18 protein-coding genes are annotated in these 20,480 nt (G+C 70.5%); 6 read left to right on the top strand and 12 right to left on the bottom strand.

Annotated features, from left to right (window positions below; all coding sequences use genetic code 11):
* Positions 1 to 91: 91 nt before the first annotated feature.
* Genes CPZ01_RS05500 through CPZ01_RS05485 form a run of 4 tightly spaced genes read left to right on the top strand, consistent with a single transcriptional unit; the run spans position 92 to position 6,495 of the window.
* The gene (locus tag CPZ01_RS05500) at positions 92 to 553 is read left to right on the top strand and encodes a DUF7518 family protein (RefSeq protein WP_096393806.1); all 462 of its coding nucleotides are present in this window, start codon (positions 92 to 94) and stop codon (positions 551 to 553) included.
* 18 nt (positions 554 to 571) lie between these two features.
* A complete protein-coding gene (gene smc / locus CPZ01_RS05495; protein ID WP_096393805.1) occupies positions 572 to 4,156 on the top strand; it encodes a chromosome segregation protein SMC in 3,585 nt (1,194 codons plus the stop codon).
* Entirely contained in the window at positions 4,149 to 5,192 is a 1,044-nt protein-coding gene (locus CPZ01_RS05490) for a segregation and condensation protein A (RefSeq protein WP_096393804.1), read from the top strand. The genes smc and CPZ01_RS05490 overlap by 8 nt, the downstream gene beginning before the upstream one ends.
* A gap of 58 nt (positions 5,193 to 5,250) precedes the next feature.
* A complete protein-coding gene (locus CPZ01_RS05485) occupies positions 5,251 to 6,495 on the top strand; it encodes a glycosyltransferase family 2 protein (RefSeq protein ID WP_096393803.1) in 1,245 nt (414 codons plus the stop codon).
* A gap of 433 nt (positions 6,496 to 6,928) precedes the next feature.
* Here the strand turns inward: CPZ01_RS05485 and mtnP are convergent, their stop codons facing one another.
* The 3 genes from mtnP to CPZ01_RS15370 all read right to left on the bottom strand — a co-directional run bounded on the left by mtnP (position 6,929) and on the right by CPZ01_RS15370 (position 9,045).
* Positions 6,929 to 7,795: an S-methyl-5'-thioadenosine phosphorylase gene (gene mtnP / locus CPZ01_RS05480; protein ID WP_096393802.1), complete on the bottom strand. Its 867-nt coding sequence runs from the start codon at positions 7,793 to 7,795 to the stop codon at positions 6,929 to 6,931.
* Positions 7,796 to 7,888: 93 nt separating this feature from the next.
* Entirely contained in the window at positions 7,889 to 8,887 is a 999-nt protein-coding gene (locus tag CPZ01_RS05475) for a YeiH family protein (RefSeq protein ID WP_096393801.1), read from the bottom strand.
* Entirely contained in the window at positions 8,884 to 9,045 is a 162-nt protein-coding gene (locus CPZ01_RS15370; protein ID WP_172863933.1) for a hypothetical protein, read from the bottom strand. The genes CPZ01_RS05475 and CPZ01_RS15370 overlap by 4 nt, the downstream gene beginning before the upstream one ends.
* Before the next feature lie 128 nt (positions 9,046 to 9,173).
* On the opposite strand from CPZ01_RS15370, the gene CPZ01_RS05470 reads away from it, so the two are divergent.
* Positions 9,174 to 10,598 (top strand): HD domain-containing protein, encoded by a 1,425-nt coding sequence (locus CPZ01_RS05470; protein ID WP_096393800.1) that lies wholly within the window; start codon positions 9,174 to 9,176, stop codon positions 10,596 to 10,598.
* Positions 10,599 to 10,643: 45 nt separating this feature from the next.
* On the opposite strand, the gene CPZ01_RS05465 is transcribed toward CPZ01_RS05470, so the two are convergent.
* The 9 genes from CPZ01_RS05465 to CPZ01_RS05425 all read right to left on the bottom strand — a co-directional run bounded on the left by CPZ01_RS05465 (position 10,644) and on the right by CPZ01_RS05425 (position 19,667).
* A complete protein-coding gene (locus CPZ01_RS05465) occupies positions 10,644 to 12,059 on the bottom strand; it encodes an FAD-dependent oxidoreductase (protein WP_096393799.1) in 1,416 nt (471 codons plus the stop codon).
* A 154-nt stretch (positions 12,060 to 12,213) separates the two neighbouring features.
* Positions 12,214 to 12,888 (bottom strand): HD domain-containing protein, encoded by a 675-nt coding sequence (locus tag CPZ01_RS05460; protein WP_096393798.1) that lies wholly within the window; start codon positions 12,886 to 12,888, stop codon positions 12,214 to 12,216.
* A gap of 12 nt (positions 12,889 to 12,900) precedes the next feature.
* Positions 12,901 to 13,596 (bottom strand): phosphoribosyltransferase, encoded by a 696-nt coding sequence (locus CPZ01_RS05455; RefSeq protein ID WP_096393797.1) that lies wholly within the window; start codon positions 13,594 to 13,596, stop codon positions 12,901 to 12,903.
* Positions 13,597 to 13,721: 125 nt separating this feature from the next.
* On the bottom strand, positions 13,722 to 14,381 hold the full coding sequence (locus CPZ01_RS05450; RefSeq protein WP_096393796.1) for a DUF7519 family protein: 660 nt from the start codon (positions 14,379 to 14,381) through the stop codon (positions 13,722 to 13,724).
* A complete protein-coding gene (locus CPZ01_RS05445; protein ID WP_096393795.1) occupies positions 14,321 to 15,772 on the bottom strand; it encodes a DUF58 domain-containing protein in 1,452 nt (483 codons plus the stop codon). Before CPZ01_RS05445 ends, CPZ01_RS05450 begins: the two co-directional genes overlap by 61 nt.
* Positions 15,769 to 16,320, bottom strand: a complete 552-nt coding sequence (locus tag CPZ01_RS05440; protein ID WP_096393794.1) for a DUF7269 family protein — start codon at positions 16,318 to 16,320, stop codon at positions 15,769 to 15,771. The genes CPZ01_RS05445 and CPZ01_RS05440 overlap by 4 nt, the downstream gene beginning before the upstream one ends.
* 52 nt (positions 16,321 to 16,372) lie before the next feature.
* Positions 16,373 to 17,320, bottom strand: a complete 948-nt coding sequence (locus CPZ01_RS05435; protein WP_096393793.1) for a DUF4129 domain-containing protein — start codon at positions 17,318 to 17,320, stop codon at positions 16,373 to 16,375.
* Positions 17,321 to 17,395: 75 nt separating this feature from the next.
* Entirely contained in the window at positions 17,396 to 18,445 is a 1,050-nt protein-coding gene (locus tag CPZ01_RS05430; protein ID WP_096393792.1) for an MBL fold metallo-hydrolase, read from the bottom strand.
* 85 nt (positions 18,446 to 18,530) lie between these two features.
* On the bottom strand, positions 18,531 to 19,667 hold the full coding sequence (locus CPZ01_RS05425; protein ID WP_096393791.1) for a PAS domain-containing sensor histidine kinase: 1,137 nt from the start codon (positions 19,665 to 19,667) through the stop codon (positions 18,531 to 18,533).
* Between the two features lie 177 nt (positions 19,668 to 19,844).
* On the opposite strand from CPZ01_RS05425, the gene CPZ01_RS05420 reads away from it, so the two are divergent.
* Positions 19,845 to 20,222: a hypothetical protein gene (locus CPZ01_RS05420; RefSeq protein WP_096393790.1), complete on the top strand. Its 378-nt coding sequence runs from the start codon at positions 19,845 to 19,847 to the stop codon at positions 20,220 to 20,222.
* Positions 20,223 to 20,480: the final 258 nt, after the last annotated feature.

Genomic DNA, 20,480 nt, shown 5'->3' with positions numbered 1-20,480 from the left:
AACGTTCGGCGGGCGGCGGCCGAATCGTGCGGTTTGGTCACACATGTGTCTGACGCAGATTTATACGCGTCGCGCGAGCATGCGTGTGTATATGAGCAACCGCGTCGAGGACCTCGAACGGCAGGTCGCGGAGCTACAGGCGGCGGTCAACGGGCTCACCGAGGAGCTCGTCGAGATGAAAGAGCGCGTCCGACAGCTGGAAGACGAGCGGTCGGTCGCGGTCGAGGAGGCGGCCGCCGAGGCGACGGCCGGTTCCGAAGCGGCGGACGCCGCGGCCGACGAGTCCGCGACCGAGGAGTCCGCCTCCGACGACGCGTCGGCGGTGTCCGGCGGCGAGCGGACGACCCACTCCGACGACCACGTCGACGTCTTCGAGTCGGTCGAGGAATCGTCCGACGGCGCCGACGAGGAGGCGGCGACCGACGACGCAGACGGGGGAGGCGACGTCGTCGTCCCCGAGCAGTCGGCGACCACGCCCGACGCCGACGGCGAGGAGACCGCCGAGGACGACGACGGCGAGTCGAGCGAGGGCGACGACATCATCGTCGCGTAAGCGGTCCCCTCCGACCCCATGCACATCACTGAAGTCGTTCTGGACGGGTTCAAGAGCTTCGGGCGTACGACGAGGATCCCCTTCTACGAGGACTTCACCGTCGTCACCGGGCCGAACGGCTCCGGCAAGTCGAACATCATCGACGGCGTGCTGTTCGCGCTCGGGCTCGCCCGCACCCGCGGGATCCGCGCGAAGAAGCTCACCGACCTCATCTACAATCCCGGCCACGACGACGGCGAGGCCGCGGACGGGCCGAGCGAGGCCTCCGTCACGGTCGTGCTCTCCAACGAGGACGGCACCCTCGACCGGTCACAGGTCGTCTCCGCGGCCGGCACGGAGAACATCGGCGACGTCTCCGAGATCACGATCAAGCGCCGCGTGAAGGAGACCGAGGACAACTACTACTCGTACTACTACCTCAACGGGCGCTCGGTGAACCTCTCGGACGTCCAAGACCTGCTCGCGGCCGCGGGCGTCACCCCGGAGGGGTACAACGTGGTGATGCAGGGCGACGTCACCGAGATCATCAACATGACCCCGTACCAGCGGCGGGGGATCATCGACGAGATCGCGGGCGTCGCGGAGTTCGACGAGAAGAAGGAGGCCGCCTACGAGGAGCTGGACACGGTCGAAGACCGGATCGGCGAGGCGGACCTCCGCATCGGCGAGAAAGAGGACCGGCTCGACCAGCTCGCCGACGAGCGCGAGACCGCCCTCCAGTACCGGGAGCTCCGCGACGAGCTGGAGGAGTACCGCGGGTTCCGGAAGGCCTCGGAGTTAGAAGACAAGCGCGACGCGCTCGCGGACGTCGAGGGCGACATCGACGAGGCCGAGACGGACCTCGAATCGCTCCGCGAGGAGCTCGACGCCAGACAGGGGAAGCTCACCCGACTGGAGGAGGACCTCGAAGACCTCAACCACGAGATCGAGACGAAGGGCGAGGAGGAACAGATCCAGATCCGCTCGGAGATCGAAGAGATCAAAGGCGAGGTCTCGCGGCTGGAGGACAAAATCGAGTCCGCCGAGTCGCGCGCGGAGTCGGCCGAGAACGACCGGCGGCAGGCGTTCGTCCAGATCGATCGCAAAGAGGAGAAGGTCGAGGAGCTGGAGGCGGAGATCCGCGAGACGAAAGTGGAGAAGGCGTCGGTGAAGTCGGAATTGGCGACGAAGCGCTCCGAGCTCGCCGACGTCGAGGCCGAGATCGAGGGCGCGGACACGGAGTTCGACGAGCTGAAAAGCGACCTCGCGGAGAAGAAGGAGGCGATCGAGTCGCTCCGCGAGGAGAAAAACGAGACGCAACGCGAGAAGGACCGGCTGCTCGACGAGGCCCGCCGCCGCTCGAACGCGGTCAGCGAGGCCCGCGAGGAGCTGGAGGAGGCCCGCGAGTCGATCCCGGAACACAAGGCGCGCATCTCCGAGCTGAAAAGCGAGCTCGACAAGGCCGAGAAGAACCGGGAGACCATCGAGGACGCGGTCGCCGACCTCTTCTCTGAGAAGGCGGAGACGGAGGAGCGCTTAGAGAAGATCGAGGAGACGCTCCGCGAGAAGCAGAACGAGTACGCCAAGCTGGAGGCGGCCGCCGACGAGCGCGGCGACGCCTCCTGGCCCCGGGCGGTCACCGAGGTGAAGAACGGCGGCATCGACGGCGTCCACGGCGCGGTCGGCGAGCTGGGCTCGGTCGAGGCCGAGTACGCCGAGGCCTGCGAGACCGCCGCGGGCGGCCGGCTGGCGAACGTCGTCGTCGACGACGACGGCGTCGGCTCGACCTGTATCGACTACCTGAAACAGCGCAACGCGGGGCGGGCGACGTTCCTCCCCATCACGAAGATGGACGACCGGAGCCTGCCGCGGAAGCCCTCGCTTCCGGGGGTCGTCGACTTCGCGCGGAACCTCGTCGACTACGACGCCGAGTACGAGTCGATCTTCTCGTACGTGCTCGGCTCGACGCTCGTCGTCGAGGACATGTCGACGGCCCGGGAGCTGATGGGCGACTACCGGATGGTGACGCTCGACGGCGACCTCGTCGAGAAGTCCGGCGCGATGACCGGCGGCTCCGGCGGCGGCTCCCGCTACTCGTTCACGAAGTCCGGCGGCGGGAAGCTGGAGCGGCTCGCGACGGAGATCTCCGACCTCGAGGACGAGCGGCAGTCGGTCCAGTCGGAGATAGACGCGCTCGACGACGACATCGAGGACGCCCGCGACCGCAAGGCCGACGCGGCCGAGCGCGTCCGGTCGCTGGAGGCGGACGTCGAGCGCGCCGAGGACGACCTCGCGGAGGCCGAAGCCCGGATCGAGGAGCTGGAAGACGAGCTCGAAGAGCTGGAGGCGGAACGCGAGTCCGTCGACGAGCAGATGACGGCGTTAGACGAGGAGCTCGCGGCGACCGACGCGGAGATCGACGAGCTCGCGGGCGAGATCGACGACATCGAGGCCGAGCTCGCGGACTCGAAGATCCCGGAACTCTCCGAGCGCGCCGACGAGATCCGCGCGGAGATCGACGACTTAGAAGAGCGGATGGACTCGTTCGACAGCCGGATCAACGAGCTGGAGTTGGAGAAGGGGTACGCCGAGGACGCCTTGGACGACCTCCACGACGACGTCGAGGAGGCGCAGAACGCGAAGGCCGAGGCCGAGGAGGCGATCGCCGAGCACGAGGCCGCGATCGAGGAGAAGGAGGCCGAACTGGCCGAGAAGAAGGAGTCGATCGCCGACCTCGAGGAAGAGATCGCGGACCTGAAAGAAGAGCGCGAGGAGCTTCGCGAGGAGATCCGCGAGGCGACCCGGAAACGCGACGAGCAGCGGTCGCTCGTCTCGGAGGCCGAGTCGGACCTCTCCGATCTCACCGATCGCCGCGACCGCCTGGAGTGGGAGATCGACGAGCTGGAGTCGCAGGTCGGCGCCTACGACGCCGACGAGATCCCCGACCTCGACGAGGTGGAGTCGCGGATCGAGGAGCTGGAGTCGGAGATGGAGGCGCTCGAACCGGTGAACATGCTCGCGATCGACGAGTACGAGGAGGTCCAGGAGGCGCTCGACGAGCTCCAGGAGCGCCGGGACGTGCTCGTCGAGGAGCGCGACGCGATCGAGGAGCGCATCGAGGGGTACGAGGCGGCGAAGAAGGAGACGTTCATGGAGACGTTCGAGTCGATCAACGACCACTTCGAGGACATTTTCGCGCGACTCTCGGCCGGCAGCGGCGAACTCGTCTTGGAGAACCCGGAGGACCCCTTCGAGGAGGGGTTAACGATGAAGGCCCAGCCCGCGGACAAGCCGGTCCAGCGCCTCGACGCGATGAGCGGCGGCGAGAAGTCGCTCACCGCCCTCTCCTTCATCTTCGCCGTCCAGCGCCACAACCCGGCGCCGTTCTACGCGCTCGACGAGATCGACGCGTTCCTCGACGCGGTCAACGCCGAGCGCGTCGGCGAGATGATCGAGGAGCTGGCCGAGGACGCCCAGTTCGTCGTCGTCGGCCACCGCTCGGCGCTGTTGGAGCGCTCCGACCGCGCCATCGGCGTCACGATGCAGGGCGACAACCTCTCTGCGGTGACCGGGATGCAGTTCGGCGACGACGCCGACGAGGAGGGGGTGAGCGCGGATGACTGAGGAGGGAAGCGACGGCGCGCCGGGCTCGGACCCCGACGGCGGCGTCCCGGACCTCGACCTGACGAGCGAGCGCGACGGCGCCGACCCGTTCGCCGACGACGCTCCGGACGATGGCGGTTCCGATTCGGCCGCCGCGTCCGGCTCGGACGCGACCGACCGGGACGAGACCGACGAACCCGGCTCGGACGTGCCCGACGAGTCCGACCCGGTGCCCGACGTCTCGCCCCCGGACGAGACCGACGACGACGAGGTCGAGCCCGTCGAGCTCCTCGTCCAGCTCGCCGAGGAGGGCGAGATCGAGCCGTGGGACATCGACATCGTCCAGGTGACGGACGCGTTCTTGGAGAAGCTCGACGAGACGGACCTCCGGACGACCGGGCGGGCGCTGTTCTACGCCAGCGTCCTGCTCCGGATGAAAAGCGACGGCATGCTGGCGGACGACGACGAAGAGGAGGAGCCCGAGCCGGAGCCGTGGGAGGTGGCGATGGAGGGCGGTGCGCCCGACCCGGCCGACGGCGACTTCGACCCGGTCGACGAGCTGGAAGACGAGATCGACCGTCGGCTCGACCGCAAGAACACCCGCGGCTCGCCGGAGACGCTCGACGAGCTGGTCCGCGAGCTGCGCGAGGCCGAGCGCGGCTCGTGGTGGAAGGACTCCCGTCAGTACGACACCTCGGAGTCGCCGCACGGCCACGCCCGCGGCACGCAGACGCTCGACTACCACGCGGACGACGAGTTCCGGGAGGACGGAGAGCCGACCGCGGGCGAGGCGACCGACCGCACCCACGACGAGGACATCGAGGAGGTGATAGTGGAGATCGACAACGCCCTCCGGACCCACTTCGACCGCGGGCGGACGGAGGTGCTGTTCGCGGAGATAGAGCGCGCGGGCGGCCGTCCGTTCATGACGTACCTCGCGCTGCTGTTCATGGCCCACCGCGGCTCGGTCCGGCTCCAGCAGGACGACCTGTTCGGCGACCTGTGGGTGAAGGACCCGGCCGCGATGACCGGCGAGTCGGAAGCGATCGCGGACTGATCGGGGCTGCGGTCTCGACACCGCCACGCTGATTGCCCGGCCGTCCGCATCGTCGCCCGTGCTCCAGTTCGTCGCGGACAGTCCGCTCCTCGCCGTCGTCGTCGCGGCGCTGTGGGTCGCGCTGGTCCTGTACGGCGCCTCGTCGGCGTGGTGGCTCTTCGAGTCCGTCGTCCTCGCGCGCGGCGGCCGCGTCGACCCCGATGACATCGAGTGGGGGTACGACGACGTTCAGGTCCGGATCCTCACGATCGACGCCGAGGCGGTCGTTCAGGCCACGGTGAACGCGGTGCCCGAGGGGCTCGACGACGTGCGGGTGATCGCGGAGAAGCCGATCGACGTCGAGGGCGCGGACGTCCACGTGGTCCCCGAGGGGTTCGAGTGCGCCGCGACGAACAAGGGGCGGGCGGTCGAGTGGGCCCGCCGCGAGGTGCCCTGCGACCGCGAGTACGTGCTGTACCTCGACGAGGACACGATCATGGCCGGCTTCGAGGGGCTCCCCGACGCGGACGTGGTCCAGTTCACCGAGAAGCCGCTGTACACGGGGTCGCGGCTGGCGTACCTGAGCGAGATATTCCGCGTCGGCTACCAGTACGAGCAGTTCGCGTTCCACCGCCTGCGGTACCCGCTGTACGCGTGGGGCGGCGGCGTCGCAGTCCGGCACTCGCTGGAGAACGCGATCACGTGGGACGTCGCGACGATCACCGAGGACACGAACTTCATCTGGCGGGCCGCCGACCGCGCGGGCGTCTCCTTCGCCGTGCTCGACGTGCGGTTCCGGAACCAGGCGCCGCCGTCGCTGCGCGCGATGGCGAAGCAGCGCCGCCGATGGATATCCGGCACGCGCGCCGACGGCGGCCTCCTCCCGCTCGCCTACCGGCCGGTGTACTACACCCGGATCGTCGCGTGGGCGTTCTCGCCGCTCGTGCCGCTGTTGGCGGTCGCGTTGATACTTCTCCCGGGCACCGCGCCGGCGATGGGGTGGTATCAGGCCGCGTCGCTGACGCTGTTCGGAATCCTGTTCGTCTACAAGCTCGTCGGGGCGGCCCGGTACGACAAACACCCGCTCACGTGGCCGGTCTACCTCCTCCTCACGCCGGTCGCCTTCTTCGCGCACTCGATCGGCGCGGTCTGGGGGCTCGTCAGCCCGGTAACGACGTTCGAGGTAACCGAGAAGGTGACGCCGGAGGCAATTGAAGACGTTCACGAGTCGATGGAAGCGGGGGAGTTAACGGACCACGACGGTTCCGAGCGGCTGACCCGCGAGTCCGACGAGGAGTTCACGTTCGACGTGTTCGACGACTAATACCCGGTTATCGTAGTCGCCCCGCGATACGCGGTTGCTCCCGCGGAGAACAGCTTCAAAGCCCCAGTCGCTCGTTTATAAATAGTTGATTGCGGATCGACGGAAAACACCTTCAAAGCCCCAGTCGCTCGTTTATAAATAGTTGATTGCGGATCGACGGAAAACACCTTCAAAGCCCCAGTCGCGAGGACGCCGTACGCTCGCTGCGCTTCTCGGTCGCTCGTTTCACTCGCTCCCTGCGGTGCTTACGTCGCCTACGGCGTCCTCGCGACTGCCCCTTTGAGCCCCGCCCGACAGCGACCGCACCGCACCTCTCACCTCCCCAGCCTCGTCAGTCGCCTCCGCTTCGCTCCGGCGACTGACTCCCTCGCGCGTGCTGTCTCGCGGCCGCCGAGGGCGGCCGCTCGCAGGCGCGCGCCACCGCCTCGTCTATTTATAAATAATGGCCCAGCAGCGGCTCGACGCGTTCTTTGGTTTCTTCCGGAATCGCCTCCGTCGGCGTGTTGACGGTGCCCTCCAGCGACGTGTGCGCGTCGCACTCCAGATCCTCGGGGAGCGACCGCACGGCCTCCTCGACGGCGGCCTTGATCGCTTTCTGGTTCTTCTCGGCGTTTTCGAGGACCTCTTCGAGCGTCACCTCGCTGTCCTCCTTCCAGACGTCGTAGTCGGTGACGCCGGCGATCGTCGCGTACGCGATCTCGGCCTCGCGGGCCAGCTTCGCCTCCGGGATCGCGGTCATGCCGACGAGGTCCCAGCCCTGACTCTTATAAAACTCCGACTCCGCGCGCGTCGAGTACTGCGGTCCCTCGATGCAGACGTAGGTGCCGCCCTTCACGACCTTCGTGTCTTCGGGCGCGGCCGACTCCGCGGCCTCGGTGAGGTGGTCGACGAGTTCTGGACTATAGGGGTCCGCGAACGGCTGATGGACCACGACGCCGTCGCCGTAGAAGGAGAGCTCGCGGCCCTTCGTCCGGTCGTAGATCTGGTCCGGGACGACGAGCGTCCCCGGCTCCAGCTCCTCCTTCAGGCTCCCGACCGCGTTCGACGCGAACACGTGCGTGACGCCCGCCTTTTTTAAGGCGTACATGTTGGCGCGGTACGGGAGGTCGGTCGGCGAGACGCCGTGGTCCGAGCCGTGCCGCGGCAGGAACGCCACCTCGCGGCCCGTGTCGCCGAACTCGCCGATCGTCACCGCGTCGCTCGGCTCGCCGTACGGCGTGTCGAACTCGACCTCGCGCACGTCGTTCAGGGGGAGCGCCTCGTAGATGCCGCTGCCGCCGATGAATCCGATGGTTCCCATACCCGGAGTGCGCCCGCTCGCCACTTATATGACGTGAACCCGGTCGGCGGCGTGCGCGCGGCGCGCGGCCGACGACTCGCTGCGCGACGCGGCTTACAGCAGCCAGCGAACCGCCGCGAGCGCGACCGCGCTCACGACGAGCAGGTGGACGAGGACGGCGCCGACCGGCGCCGCGCCCACCGCGCGCATGTCGTCGATCCGGATCGAGAGCCCGAGGCCGACGAACGCCAGCGCGAACAGCGCGTCGGAGACGCGCCCGATCGACGCCAGCGCGGCCGGCGAGAGCTGCCCGCTGTTGGCGACCGCCGCCACGAGGAGGAAGCCGAGCAGGAACTTCGGGAACTCCGCCCACAGCCGCCGGACGCCCGGATCGGCGGCCGAGCGCGCCGTGTACGCCACCGAGTACGCGACCGCGACGCCGCCGAGCAGCGAGTTGCGCGCCAGCTTCGTCACGGTCGCCCACTGGCCCGCCTCGGGCGAGTAGGCGAACCCCGCGGCCGCGACGGGGCCGGTCGAGAACATGCTCACGCCCGCCCAGACGCCGAACTGCCGGCCGGTGAGGCCGAGCCACTCGCCCGCCAGCGGGAACGCGACGAGGGTCACCGCGTCGAACAGGAGGATCGTCGCGGCCGCGAACGTGATGGCGGCCCCGCGCGCGTCGAGTACCCTGCCGATCGCGACGACCGCGGAGACGCCGCAGATGCTCGCCCCGGCCGCGAGCAGGGAGGAGGTGGGCGACCCGATCCGGAAGAGGCCGCGGGCGACGACCTCCGCGAACAGGAGCCCGCCGGCGACGACCGCGGCCACGAGGCCGAGGACGGTCGGTCCCGCGGTCAGGAACTCCTCGACCGCGACCGCCGCGCCGAGCAGCACGATCCCGGTCTCCAAGAACAGCTTGTCGACGCCGACGCCCGGCTCCGCGACCTCCGGGATCCCGACGGTGTTCCCGACCCCGACGCCGAGCGCGACGGCGACGACGAGCGGCTGGAGGCCGGGGACTACGCCCGCGACGAGCGTCGCGGCGACCGCGCCGCCGGCGAGCAGCGCGAGGCCGGGCAGGTACGCCCGGACCGCCTCGGTGACGCCCGTCACAGCGCCTGTCCGACGAGGTGCGCGGCGACGATTCCGAGCCCCAGCGCGAGCGCCTGCCAGCCGCGGTCGAGCGCGGTCCAGCGGTCGACGAGCGAGGGGTCGGTCGCGTCGGCGGTGTTCGGCCGCGCATCCGTCCCGTCGGCCGCGTCCGATACCATACCCGTGACTCGCCGCGCTCGCATTTATGTAGTGTGAATCGGGGCGCTCCGGGGAGCCGGAGGAGCGGACCGCAGTCGGCTGACGACCGAAAGAGGCAGGGTGCGGGAGGGTGTGGTGCCCACAATCGATGCCCACGACTCAGATCAAAGACGCCGTCCACGGCTACATCGAGCTGCCGGACGCGCTCGTCGAGGGGGTCGTCGACACGCGGCCGTTCCAGCGGCTCCGGTACGTCCGCCAGCTCTCCGCGACCCACCTCGTGTACCCGGGCGCGAACCACACCCGGTTCGAGCACTCGCTCGGCGTCTACCACCTCGGGCGGACCGTCTTCGAGAACCTCCGCCAGCAGTCGTACTTCACCCGGGACGCCGCCGTCGACGAACTGGAGGAGATCCAGCGCACGCTGGAGTGCGCCTGCCTGCTCCACGACGTGGGCCACCCGCCCTTCTCGCACCTCTCCGAGGGGTTCCTCGACGAGGGCCTCCTCCGAGAGCGCGTCGCGGAGACCGGGCTGGTCGACGCCTTCGATCGGGCCGGCGTCGGCGGCGCGCCGCTCCGCTCGGCGAACCCGCACGAGCTGCTCGGCTGCGTGATCATCGTCGAGGAGTACGGCGACGCCCTCCGCGCGTTCGACGTCGACCCCTTCGAGGTGTGCGCGTACGTGCTCGGCTACAGCCTCGCGTACGAGCGCGGCGAGCCGTGGCAGTACGGCGTCGGCGCGCAGCTGCTCCACTCCCCCATCGACGTGGACCGGCTCGACTACATCACCCGCGACAACGAGATGACGGGCGCGGGCGTGTTGAGCTTCGACGTCGAGCGGATGGTCGACGCCTACACCGCCCACCCCGAGGCGGGCCTCGCGCTCTCGGAGAAGGCGCTCTCGACCATCGGCAACTACCTCGAAGGGAGAATCGCGCTGTACATGTGGGTCACCCAGCACCACAAGTCGGTGTACGCGAACCGGCTCCTCCAGGCGCTTCTGGGCGAGTACGAGCGCGAGACCGGAGAGAACCCCGTCACGGTCGACGGCATCTTGGACCGCGAGCTCGACGACAACGCGGTGCTCGAACGGCTCCGGACCGCCGCCCGCGAGACCCCCGACTCGACGCTCGCGTCGATGTACGACCGATTTCGCGGGCGGCGCTTCCCCGCCACCTGCTGGAAACACCGGATCGCGCTCGCCGACCGGATCGGCGGCGACCTCGACGACGACCTCGGCGTGGACGGCGACCCGCTCGACGAGTTCACCGACTGGCTCACCGCCGGCGACGACCGCTTGGAGCGGCTCCTCGCCGACGCCCTCGACGTGCCGGTCCACGAGGTGTGGATCGACCGCTCGTACGTCCCCGCCTACGACCCCGACGAGCTAGAGGACATCCCAATCGCGTACGGCGGCACGACGCGGTCGGTCGCCGACTGGGGGCTGTACGGCGACCGCGCGTTCGACGTGCCGATCCCGTTCGTCTTCGTCCCCGACGGGACGAAGCGCCGGGCGATCCGCGTGCTGCGGGAGGCGTTCGAGCGGGAGGTCGCGGAGAAGACGCGCGCTTAGGTCGGCCTTCGAGGCCGTCAGCCGCGGAACTGGCCGACGGTCGGATCAGTCGTCGGCCTCGGCCGCGACTTCCTCCTCGTCCGCCTCGTCGTCCGCTTCCGCCTCGTCGTCCGCTTCCGCCTCGTCGTCGGCCCGCGGGAAGTTCTCGATGGTCGCGTCGCGGAAGGCGTCCTCGTCGAACTCGTGTTCCTCGTCGAAGAAGCCGAGGACGGTGTCGACGTCCCGCATCGCGTTCTTCAGTGCGGTCGACGCGCCGGGCGAGGGCGTGATGTTGAACAGGATTCCGTCCTCGACGATCTTCGCCTCGCCCATGTCCAGCTCCTTGTTCTCGGTGTCGACGATCTGGGGCCGCACGCCGCCGTACCCCTTCGCGCGGTCGATGTCGTCGACGTCGACGCTCGGCACGACCTTCTGGACGTTCGGGAGGAACGCGCGCTTCCCGACCGCGGGGATGTCGTACACGAGGTTGCGCACGACGTACGGGAAGAGGATCTTGTCCGAGAGGATGTTGACGTAGCTCAGCACGGAGTCCGGGTTGAACCCGAACACGTCGACGAAGTCGCTCACCGTCGAGAGGTGGCCGCGTTCGAGCGCGGGCACGAGCTTCGCGGTCGGCCCGAACCGGGTGACGCTCCCGTCGTGGACGTCGGCGTCGCCGTGGACCGCCGCGAACGGGAGCTTCTTCATCTGGAGCGTGTACACCTTCCCGTTCAGCAGGTCGTCCGCGAGGAAGAAGCTCCCCGCCACCGGCAACAGCGACATCCCCTCGCCGTACCCCATCTCCTTGGCGAACTGGAGGCTGTGCGACCCGGCCGCGACGACGACCGCCTCGGCGTCGAACTCGCCGTCGTCGGTGTCGACCGTGAACCCGTCGCCCCGCTCGTCGACGTTCGTCACCGTCGTTCCGAGGTGGACGGAGACGCCGTCCTCCTCGCGGGCCGCGTCGACGAACGACTCCGCGACCGCGCCGTAGTCGACGACGTAGCCGTCGGGCGTCTGGAGCGCCTTCAGATCCGTGTCGGGGTCGCGCCCCTCGACGACCTTCGGCTCCAGCTCGGCGATCTCCTCGCGGCCGATCTCGCGCAGCTTCGGGAACAGGTCGCCGAACCCGTTCTCGCGGTAGCGCTCCTCTAACTTGGCGACCTCCTCGTCGCCGACGCCGAGGACCATCTTGCTCCGCTTGCTGTGCATCTCGCGGTCGGGGTCCGACCCCTCGAGGTAGCCCGCGAGCAGCTCGGCTCCCTCCTTGACCTCCTCCGCCTTCTCCAGGGTGTAGTTCGTCTCGATGTCCCCGAAGTGGAGCGTCTGGGAGTTGTTCGTCCGGTGGGAGTTGATCGCGGCGATCTCCCGTTCCTTCTCGATCAGCGTGACGTCGTCGACGTCGGTGAACTTCGCGACCGTGTACAGAAGCGACGCCCCGCTTATCCCCCCGCCGATGATTACGAGATCGGTGTCAGACATGCGTGATGAAAGTGCTCACCTCGTGAGACGGCCTCCCCCGTTAACCCTTTTACCATCCTCGCGCGAAATCCCCCGGTAGAGAGGCTACAAACGTCGATTATTAATACGACGATCGTCGAACAGCCGTCGGAACCGCGTCTCGGGCCGGTTTCGCCTACCCGTCCCGCGCGGCCCGATACTGCTCGCGAACCGTCGCGAACAGTTCCCTCCCGGCCTCGGTCCGGAGCCGCGGCTCGGTCGTCGCGAAGAACTCGTCGAGGTCGTCGTACTCGCGGAACGCGTCGGGCTCGCCCCGCGCCGGGTCGTACCGGTCGCCTCGTTCGTAGATAACTGCCTGGAGGCAGGTGTCGAGCAGGTCGCACTCCTTGACGAGGACCGCCTCCGGCGACTCGCGGGCCTCGTACGCCTCCCACGCGTCCCGCACGCGCTCCGGGAGCGGGCCGGCGAGGTCCGCCATCGCCTCGCGCTCCGTGGCTTCCTTCGCCTCGCGATCGACCGCGTCGGCGGTCGAATCGGCCCGAGTCGCCACGTCGCCGGTCTCGGCCTCCGCGGCGTCGTGGACGACCGCGAGCCGCAGGGTGCGGTCGAGGTCGACGTTCGGGAGGTCACCGCGGAACCGGTCGCCGAGCGCCAACACGAGGTACGCGACCCCCCACGAGTGGGCGGCGACGGACTCGGGGGAGTCGACCCCGCGGAGCTGCCAGCCCGTGCGCCGCTCGTCCTTCAGATCGTACGCGGCGAGCACGGCGTCGAGGGCGTCGTCGTGGCCGTCGTCGGCGTCCGCGTCGCGGTCGTCGTTACCGGCGTCGTCGTCCGATTCTCCGGCCATCGCTCCGGTCCGCTACTCGGCGAGCGCCCAGCTCTCGTCGCCGACGGGCTCGGCCACGTCCCGGCGAACCATCTCGTCGATGACCTCGTCGAGGCGGTCGGGCTGGGCGACCTCCATCTCGATCCGCCCGATGCCGTGGAACTCCTCTAAGTAGTGCCGCAGGTCCTCCCGCGAGAACGCCGACTCGTCGGCGCGCTCCATCGCGCCCTCGGTGAGGTCGACCATGTCTTCGAGGAAGTTCCACGGGTAGACGACCCACGTCCACTGTTCGAGGCGCTCGCCCACGAAGTCGGGCTGGAACTCGGAGGTGCCCAGCAGCTGGAGCGTCGCGGTGCGGATCTCGGCGGCGTCCCGCTCCTCGACGTACTCCTCGGCGCGGCGGATCGAGCCGCCGGTGTCGGCGATGTCGTCGATGATGAGGACGTTCTTCCCCGCCACGCTCCCCTCGGGCATCGGGTAGCGGATCTGGGGCTCGTCGCTCTTCTCCGCGGCGCCGACGTAGTGTTCCATCTTGAGGCTCGTGAGGTCGTTGAGCCCGAGGAAGTCGCAGACGCAGCGCCCGGCGAACCAGCCGCCGCGGGCCAGGGCGACGACCATGTCCGGCTCGAAGTCGGCCCGCTTCACCGCGTCGGAGACGTTGCGGCAGAGCCCGTAGATGTACTCCCAGTTGGTGAGCGTGCAGTCGAAGTCGTCCGGGAGGTCGCTCATACGAGCGTACCTGCCACCCGCGCGCTGATAAGGGTTTAGCTCCGCCGTCGCGGGGAGCTCGCGCCCTCCCGATCGATGCCGCGTCGCTCGCCTCGCCGTCCCCACCGTCCTCGCCGCCCCCGCCGTCACCGCAGCGCCGAGATCAGCGCGATGCCGCCGGCCAGGAGGAGCGCGAGCGCGGCCACCGGTTGGCCGCCGCCGACCGCGAGGGAGACGCCGTAGACGAGAGCGGCCGCGAGCGCCCCGACGAGCAGGCTCGCCCCCGCGTGGACCGCGACGTTGCGTCGGACGCGGGCGCCCCGACCCACCTGCTCGCCGAGGCCGACGCCGTGGTCGGCGACGTCCCACGCGACCGCGAGCCCGACGGCGGCGACGAGCAGCGCCTCTGCGGACGCGCCGCGGTACCCCGCGAGCGCGAGGCCGACCACGCCGACGGCGGCGCCCCACGTCAGGACCCGCGTCGAGCTCCGGAGCGACCCGGTGAGGAAGCCGAGCGCGGCGACGCCGAGCAGCGCACTGCCGATCGGACTCGCGACCAGCGCGGCGGTCGCCGCGACGCCCGCGGCCGCGAGGCTCGCGACGACCGCGACCGTCGGCGGCCGGGCGTCCGTCTCGTGGAAGTCGCCGAGGTCGTCGTCGCCGGTCGTCGCGCCCGAGGCGTCGTCGCCGGTCGCTTCGGCCGCCGACCCCTCGCCGCTCGGCGCGCCCACCGACCCCTCGCCGCTCATCGCGACCACCGCCTCGTCGCGGCCGCGACGGCGACCGGGAAGGAGTCGTCGCCCCACTCCAGCGCGCGGATCCCCGCCGACCGGAGCGACCGCAGCCGCCCGCGGCGCTCGAAGGTCGTCAGCCGCTGGCCGGCAGTCTCGGCCGTCGTCGGGTCCGGCGAGAGCACCGTCACGAGGTGCCCGTGCGCGTCGATCCGACGGGCGAGCGTCGCCGCGGTGTCGTCGACCAGGGGGGTGAAGAACAGCACCTGCGCGTCGGCCGGGAGCCGCCGGCGGAACCGCCGGAGCCACAGCGACCGGTAGAACCGCTCGCCGCTCGGGGTGGGCGCGAGCGCCGGGTCGGTCGCCAGCGTCTCGCGCCCTCGGGCGGCGTGGACGGTCCCGCTGCCGGGCGGGAGCCAGCAGTCCAGCGGCGACAGCGCCGCGATCCCGACCCGGTCGCCGCCGTCGAGGAGCGCGGAGAACGCCTGGCCGGCGGCCGCGACGCTCGCCTCCACCGCTGTCTCGGCGTCGGGGTCGGCCGCGGCGTACGCGGACTCGCGGGCGTCGACGAGCAGCACGACGGTAGCGGCGCGCTCCTCGCGCAGCTCGACGGTCGACAGCTCGCCCGTCCGCGCCCGCCGGTTCCAGTCGATCCGCTTCAGCGGGTCCCCGCGGCGGTACTCCCGCGTCGCGTGGAACTCGACGCCGGCGCCCCCCACGTCGGTCGGCACCCGCCCGTGGTGGACGGTCGTCAGCCCGCGCAGGGGGAGGTTCCCGCCGGCTGCCAGCTCGGGCGTACAGGCGATCGCGGTCGGCGCGTCGAGCGTCGTTGAGCGCTCGCGCGCTCCGGCCGCGTCGCGCGTGATCGCGGTCAGCGGTTCCCACTCGTGGTCTCCCCGCGCGGCGCGCACCGTGTACTCGAACGTCACCGCCGCCCCGGGCCGTAGCGCCGTCGCGACCCGCGCCGGGCCGTCGACGACCGCCAGCCCCGGCGGGACGCCGTCGACGAGCCGGAGGTCCGGGAGCGCCGTCTCCCCGACGTTCTCGGCGCGGACGGTCACGTGTACCTCGTCGCCGGGGGCCGGCGCCTCGTCGCTCACGGAACGGATCACTGCGAGCGCCGGCGTCGGCGCGTCGCCCGCCCGCGCGTACACGGCGTAGCCGACGCCGACCGCGCCCGCGAGCACCAGCGGCGACTGCCTGACGAGTACGCCGAGGCCGACCAGCGCCAGCGCCGCGCCGGCGATCCCCAGCCAGCGGTCGGTCGCCACCTCGCGCCGGCGCTCGCGATCGGTCGGGGTGTTCGTCGACTCCGCCGCCGAGGCGCTGTCGGCCGCCGCCGCGTCCGCTTCGCCGCCCGCGGTCGAGTCGGCCGCCTCCTCTCGCCTCGCGCTTCTCGCCTCGCCGCCGGCGGAATCCGAGTCCTCCGGCTCGGACGCGACCGCGGCGCCGCTCGGATCGCTCACGCCGCACCACCCTGAATCCGTTCGATCTCGTCGATCGCGGCCCGGAGCCCGTACCAGTAGTTCGAGCGCCCTCGGACTCCGGCCGACAGGCGGACCCGGAGCGGGTAGTCGCTCCGCGTGTCGAAGAAGGCGGCCGCGACGGGGTCGTCCGTCCACGTCCCGTCGTCGACGGCGGTCGCCGCTGCCTCCGGCGAGCAGTTTCGGTCGCGGGCGACCGCGTCGACCGCGACCTCCCGGACTCGGTCGCGGAGGTCCCGCCGGTCGCGATAGCCGCCCGGCGCCGGGCTGGCGACACGCGCGATCCGCTCGTCGAGGTCCGACCCGGGCACCGCGGCCGGCGCGCGGCGCTCCGGCTCGCCGGGGTCCGTCAGCAGTCGCCGCCGGTCCCGGCGCGCGTTCGCGTACCGGACCCCCTGGACCACGCCGAGGACGCCGATCAGCGTGACGACGGCCGACGTGGGAGAGATGGCCGACGCGATGCCGCGATCGAGCGCTGCGAGGAGGCCGACGGCGACCGCCAACACCCCGATGACCGCGAGCGGTCGCACTACGCGTCACCTCCGTCGGAGTCGGCGCCCGCCGCCGCGGCCCGATCGCGGCTCACGAGTCGCCCCCGTGTCGCTCCTCGATCCGGCGCAGCGCCTCGACGGCGCGGCGCTCGCGGTCGTCGGTCGGGTCCTCGCCGCCGTAGCGCACGCGCTCGAACACCTCGGTGAGCGCGGTCACGGGCTCCTCGTCGACGCCGGCGTCGACCGCGGCGGTCGCGAACTCGGCCGGCGTCGAGGAGGCCGGGCGCTCGACGTCGAGAACGTCGGTCATGTCCCGCCACGCCCGGTACACCTCGTTGTCCGCGTCCGACGACTCGATCCGGTCGGCGGCCTCGCCGGCGGTCCGGCCGATCGCGTCGAGGTCGGGGGAGTCCTCGGCCTGCTCCTCGGCCCGACCGGCCGCGTCCCCGTCTGCTTCGTCGTCGCCGCCGGCGAGGAGGAGCGCGGCGACGCTGGCGATCACCGCGACGACGACGACGAGCGCGAACAGGAGCTGCGGCGCCGACGCCGCGCCCTCCCCGCTGCCGAACCCGCCGCCGCCCGCGGCGCCGGCCGGCAGCAGGCTGCTCCCGTTGCCGCCGAGGCCGAGCGACGCCGAGACGGCGCCCGCTGCCGACCGGCACGTCGACAGCACCCAGAAGAGGGTCGCGATCGGGGCGCCGACCACGCCGGTGACGGCGGCGCTCGCGAACGGCGACGCGGTGTCGCGGTACGTCACTGCGGCGATCAGCGCCAGCCCGACGAGGAGCGTCACCACTGCTGGCGGCTCCCTGAGCGAGGGGAAACAGAGTCCGGACACGGAGAGCCGGCCGGCCTCGCCGGACGAGGCGAGCACTCCCGGATCTCCGTCGTCCTCGCCGACGCTCGGCGCCTCCCCGCCGGTCCCGCCGAACCCGCCGCTGCCCGTGTCGACGGCGGTGTCCAGCGTCGCGGCCGCGACGCCGAGCGCGACGAGGGCGAGGAGGGCGACCGCGACGGCGACCATGGCGTCCCGCTTCACGTCCCCGAATACGCCGGCCGCCGGGAATAGCTTTCGGCGGGCGAGGAGGCCGTCGGCGGTCCGGTCCGCGTCAGCTTACGCGTCGTCGCTCCCGTCGACGAGGTCGTCGAGGGGCGTCGTCGGGAACAGCGCGTCCACGTCGGGGTCGGGGTCGACGAGGCGGTACGCGGTCCCGTCGCGTTCGACGACCCCCGCGTTTGCGAGGTGGTCGAGGTGCGAGAACGCCTCTCCGGGGCCGTGGAGGACGTGAATGTCTTCGAGCGAGCCGAACAGCGCGGCCGACACCTCCCACGCGGTCGCGGCCTCGCGGTCGGCGAGGACCTCGATCACCCGGCGGGTCCGGTGGCGGTGGTGGTCGAGGATCGTCGCCGCGCGCCGGCTCGGCTCGTCGATCCGCCACCGGTGGCCAGGGTGGGCCGCGTCGAAGTCGCGGTCGACGATCCGCGCGAGGCTCTCGGCGTACGCCGCGAGCGCGCCCTCGACGCGCACGTCCGCGCCGCCGACGTTCGGGGTGTACTTCGGGAGCAGCGCGTCGCCGGTGAAGACCTCCTCTGTCGCATTCTCTCCCCCCACGGGGTCGTGGTCGGGGACGGTTCGGGGGTCGAACGCGAACCCGGAGAGGCCGGCGGTGTGGCCCGGCAGGTGGAGGGCTTCGAGCTCGACGCCGCCGGCCTCGATCGCGTCGCCGTCCCCGAACGTCGTCACGTCCGCGGGCTCTCCGGAGAGGTCCGCGCTGACCGCCGAAAAGAAGTCAGTCAGTCGCTCGCGGTCGGCCGCGGGCATCCCCCACCGCTCGAACGTCTCGCGCTGGAGGTCGCGGTCGGCGAACAGGGGCGTCTCCGTCCCGTCGACGAGGGCGGCGTCGGCCTCGTGGACGTACACGTCGGCGCCCCCTGCGGCCTGGATCTCGCCCGCGAGCCCCGCGTGGTCCGGGTGCCAATGGGTGAGGACGACGGCGTCGACGTCGGCGAACGCGAGGTCGTACTCGGCGAGGCCGTCGGCCAACTCCCCGCGAACGTCCGGGAGCGCGACGCCGGTGTCGACGAGCGCGGTCGTCTCGCCGTCGAGCAGGTACGCGTCGTTTTCGCCCTCGAAGACGGTGTTGCCGAGCTGGATCCGTTTCACACGATACGGTCGTCGGGAGCCCTTTTGAGGGTTACCACCGCGGAACCCGGAGCGGGGGTTCGGCGACCTCGACTCGGTGAGGCAATCAGTCGAGCACGTCGACTCCGGTGAACTCGAACCGGGCGCCGCCGTCCGCGGCGTCGGCGACACGGACGTCCCAGCCGTGGGCCGCCGCGACCGTCGCGACGATTTCGAGGCCGAACCCGGTCCCGTCGTCGCTCGTGGAGTACCCCGTCTCGAACACCCTCTCGCGGTCGCTCTCGGGGATTCCCGGGCCGTCGTCGGCGACGTAGAAGCCGCCGTCGAGGTCGCCGACCGTCACCGTGACGTCTTTGCCCGTGTGTTCCACGCTGTTCCGCAGGAGGTTCTCGAAGAGCTGTCTGAGCCGGCTCCGGTCCGCACTGATCGCGCGGTCGGTCTCGACCCGGAGCGAGGCCGACGCGGTCTCGACGCCCTCCCAACACGTCTCGGCGAACTCCCGGAGCTGGACCCGTTCCGGGTCCTCGACGCCCTCGCCGTCGCGGGCGAGCGTCAGGAGGTCCTCGATGAGCGTCTCCATCCGCTCGTGGGCGTCGGCGACGGCGTCGAGGTGGTCGGAGTCGTGTTCCTCGCGAGCGAGGTCGAGCCGCCCCTGCGCGACGTTGAGGGGGTTCCGGAGGTCGTGCGAGACGATGCTCGCGAACTCCTCGAGCCGCTCGTTGTTCTCCCGGAGCTCCTCCTCGCGCCGCTTCCGCTCGCGGACGTCCCGGATGACGCCGACGCGGTCGAGCTCGGACGCCCTGTCTCCGATCTCTCCGTCTTCGATCTCTCCGTCTTCGATCTCTCCGTCTTCGATCTCTCCGTCTTCGATCTCTCCGTCTTCGATCTCTCCGTCTTCGATCTCTCCGTCCTCGATCTGCCCGTCGACGAGCCGATTGAACCGCATCTCCACCGGGAACCGGTCGCCGTCCGCGGTGAGGAACTCGTACTCGACCGCGCCGGCGGTTCGCTCTCCCGCTTCGATCTCGCGGCGTACCTCCCTGGCCTTCTCCGCGGCCTCCTCGGTCACCCAGTCGTAGATGTTCGTTCCGATCAGCTCCTCCCGGCTCACGCCCTTCATCTCGGCGTACCGATCGTTGACGTACGCGATGGTCCCGTCGGGACGCACGGCGTAGACCGCGTCGTCGAGCGAGTCGAGGATCGTCTCGTACCGCCGTAGCTCCCTGTCCCGGGGGTCCGTCATGGCTATTCTCGTGCGTTCGTTTCACCCGTTCCGTAATAAATGAGGGGTCACCACGGTCGGCCGTGACCTCGTCTGCTCGGTCATCGGTCGACGATTCCCGCGGTTCATCCCGTCGCCACGGGTTCGGCTCCCGCGCGGATCCGGTGTGTTTTCGTTGCCCTACGCCCTCGATCCCGTATGGAGTACCAACCGGGCGTGTGCAACATCGGACCGACCCAACAGCGACGGCGGCTGCTGCTCGGCGTCGGGTCGCTGCTGGCCGCGGCGGCCTACGTCGCGGCGGTCGTCGCGCTCGCGTGGCCGCGCTGGGCGCTGATCGCTTCGGTGATCCCGCTGTACGGCGCCGCGATGGGGGCGTTACAGTACCGCGAGCGCTTCTGTATCGGCTTCGCCGGGATGGGCGTCTTCGACGTGGGTGACGGGGCGAACGAGATTCAAAACGAAGAGGCGCTCGCCGCCGACCGCAAGAAGGCGGTCCGGCTCAACGCGAAGGCGATGGCCATCGGCGTTGTAGGGACGGTGGTCGTCTTCGCCGCGGTGACCGTTCTTTTATAAACAGTCACAGCGGTGCGGACCGTTCTCTTATAAATAATTGCGAGCGGCTCGGCGACGGACACCCTCAATCCTCCAGCCGTTTGTTTATAAGCGATCGCTAGCAGATCAGCGGCGAATCCCTCCAAAGCCCCAGCCGATTACTTATAAATAACTACGACCAAGTTGACGGACACCACCTCCAAAGCCCCAGCCGAGAGGCGGGCGCACGCTCGCCGCGCTCCTCGGTCGCTCACTCCGTTCGCTCCCTGCGGTGCTCGC

It is taken from the genome of Halorubrum trapanicum (assembly GCF_002355655.1).
Taxonomy (GTDB): Archaea; Halobacteriota; Halobacteria; order Halobacteriales; family Haloferacaceae; genus Halorubrum; species Halorubrum trapanicum_A.
The sequence above is the reverse complement of the archived record's forward strand: the minus strand, read 5'-3'. Positions and strand labels throughout refer to the sequence as shown.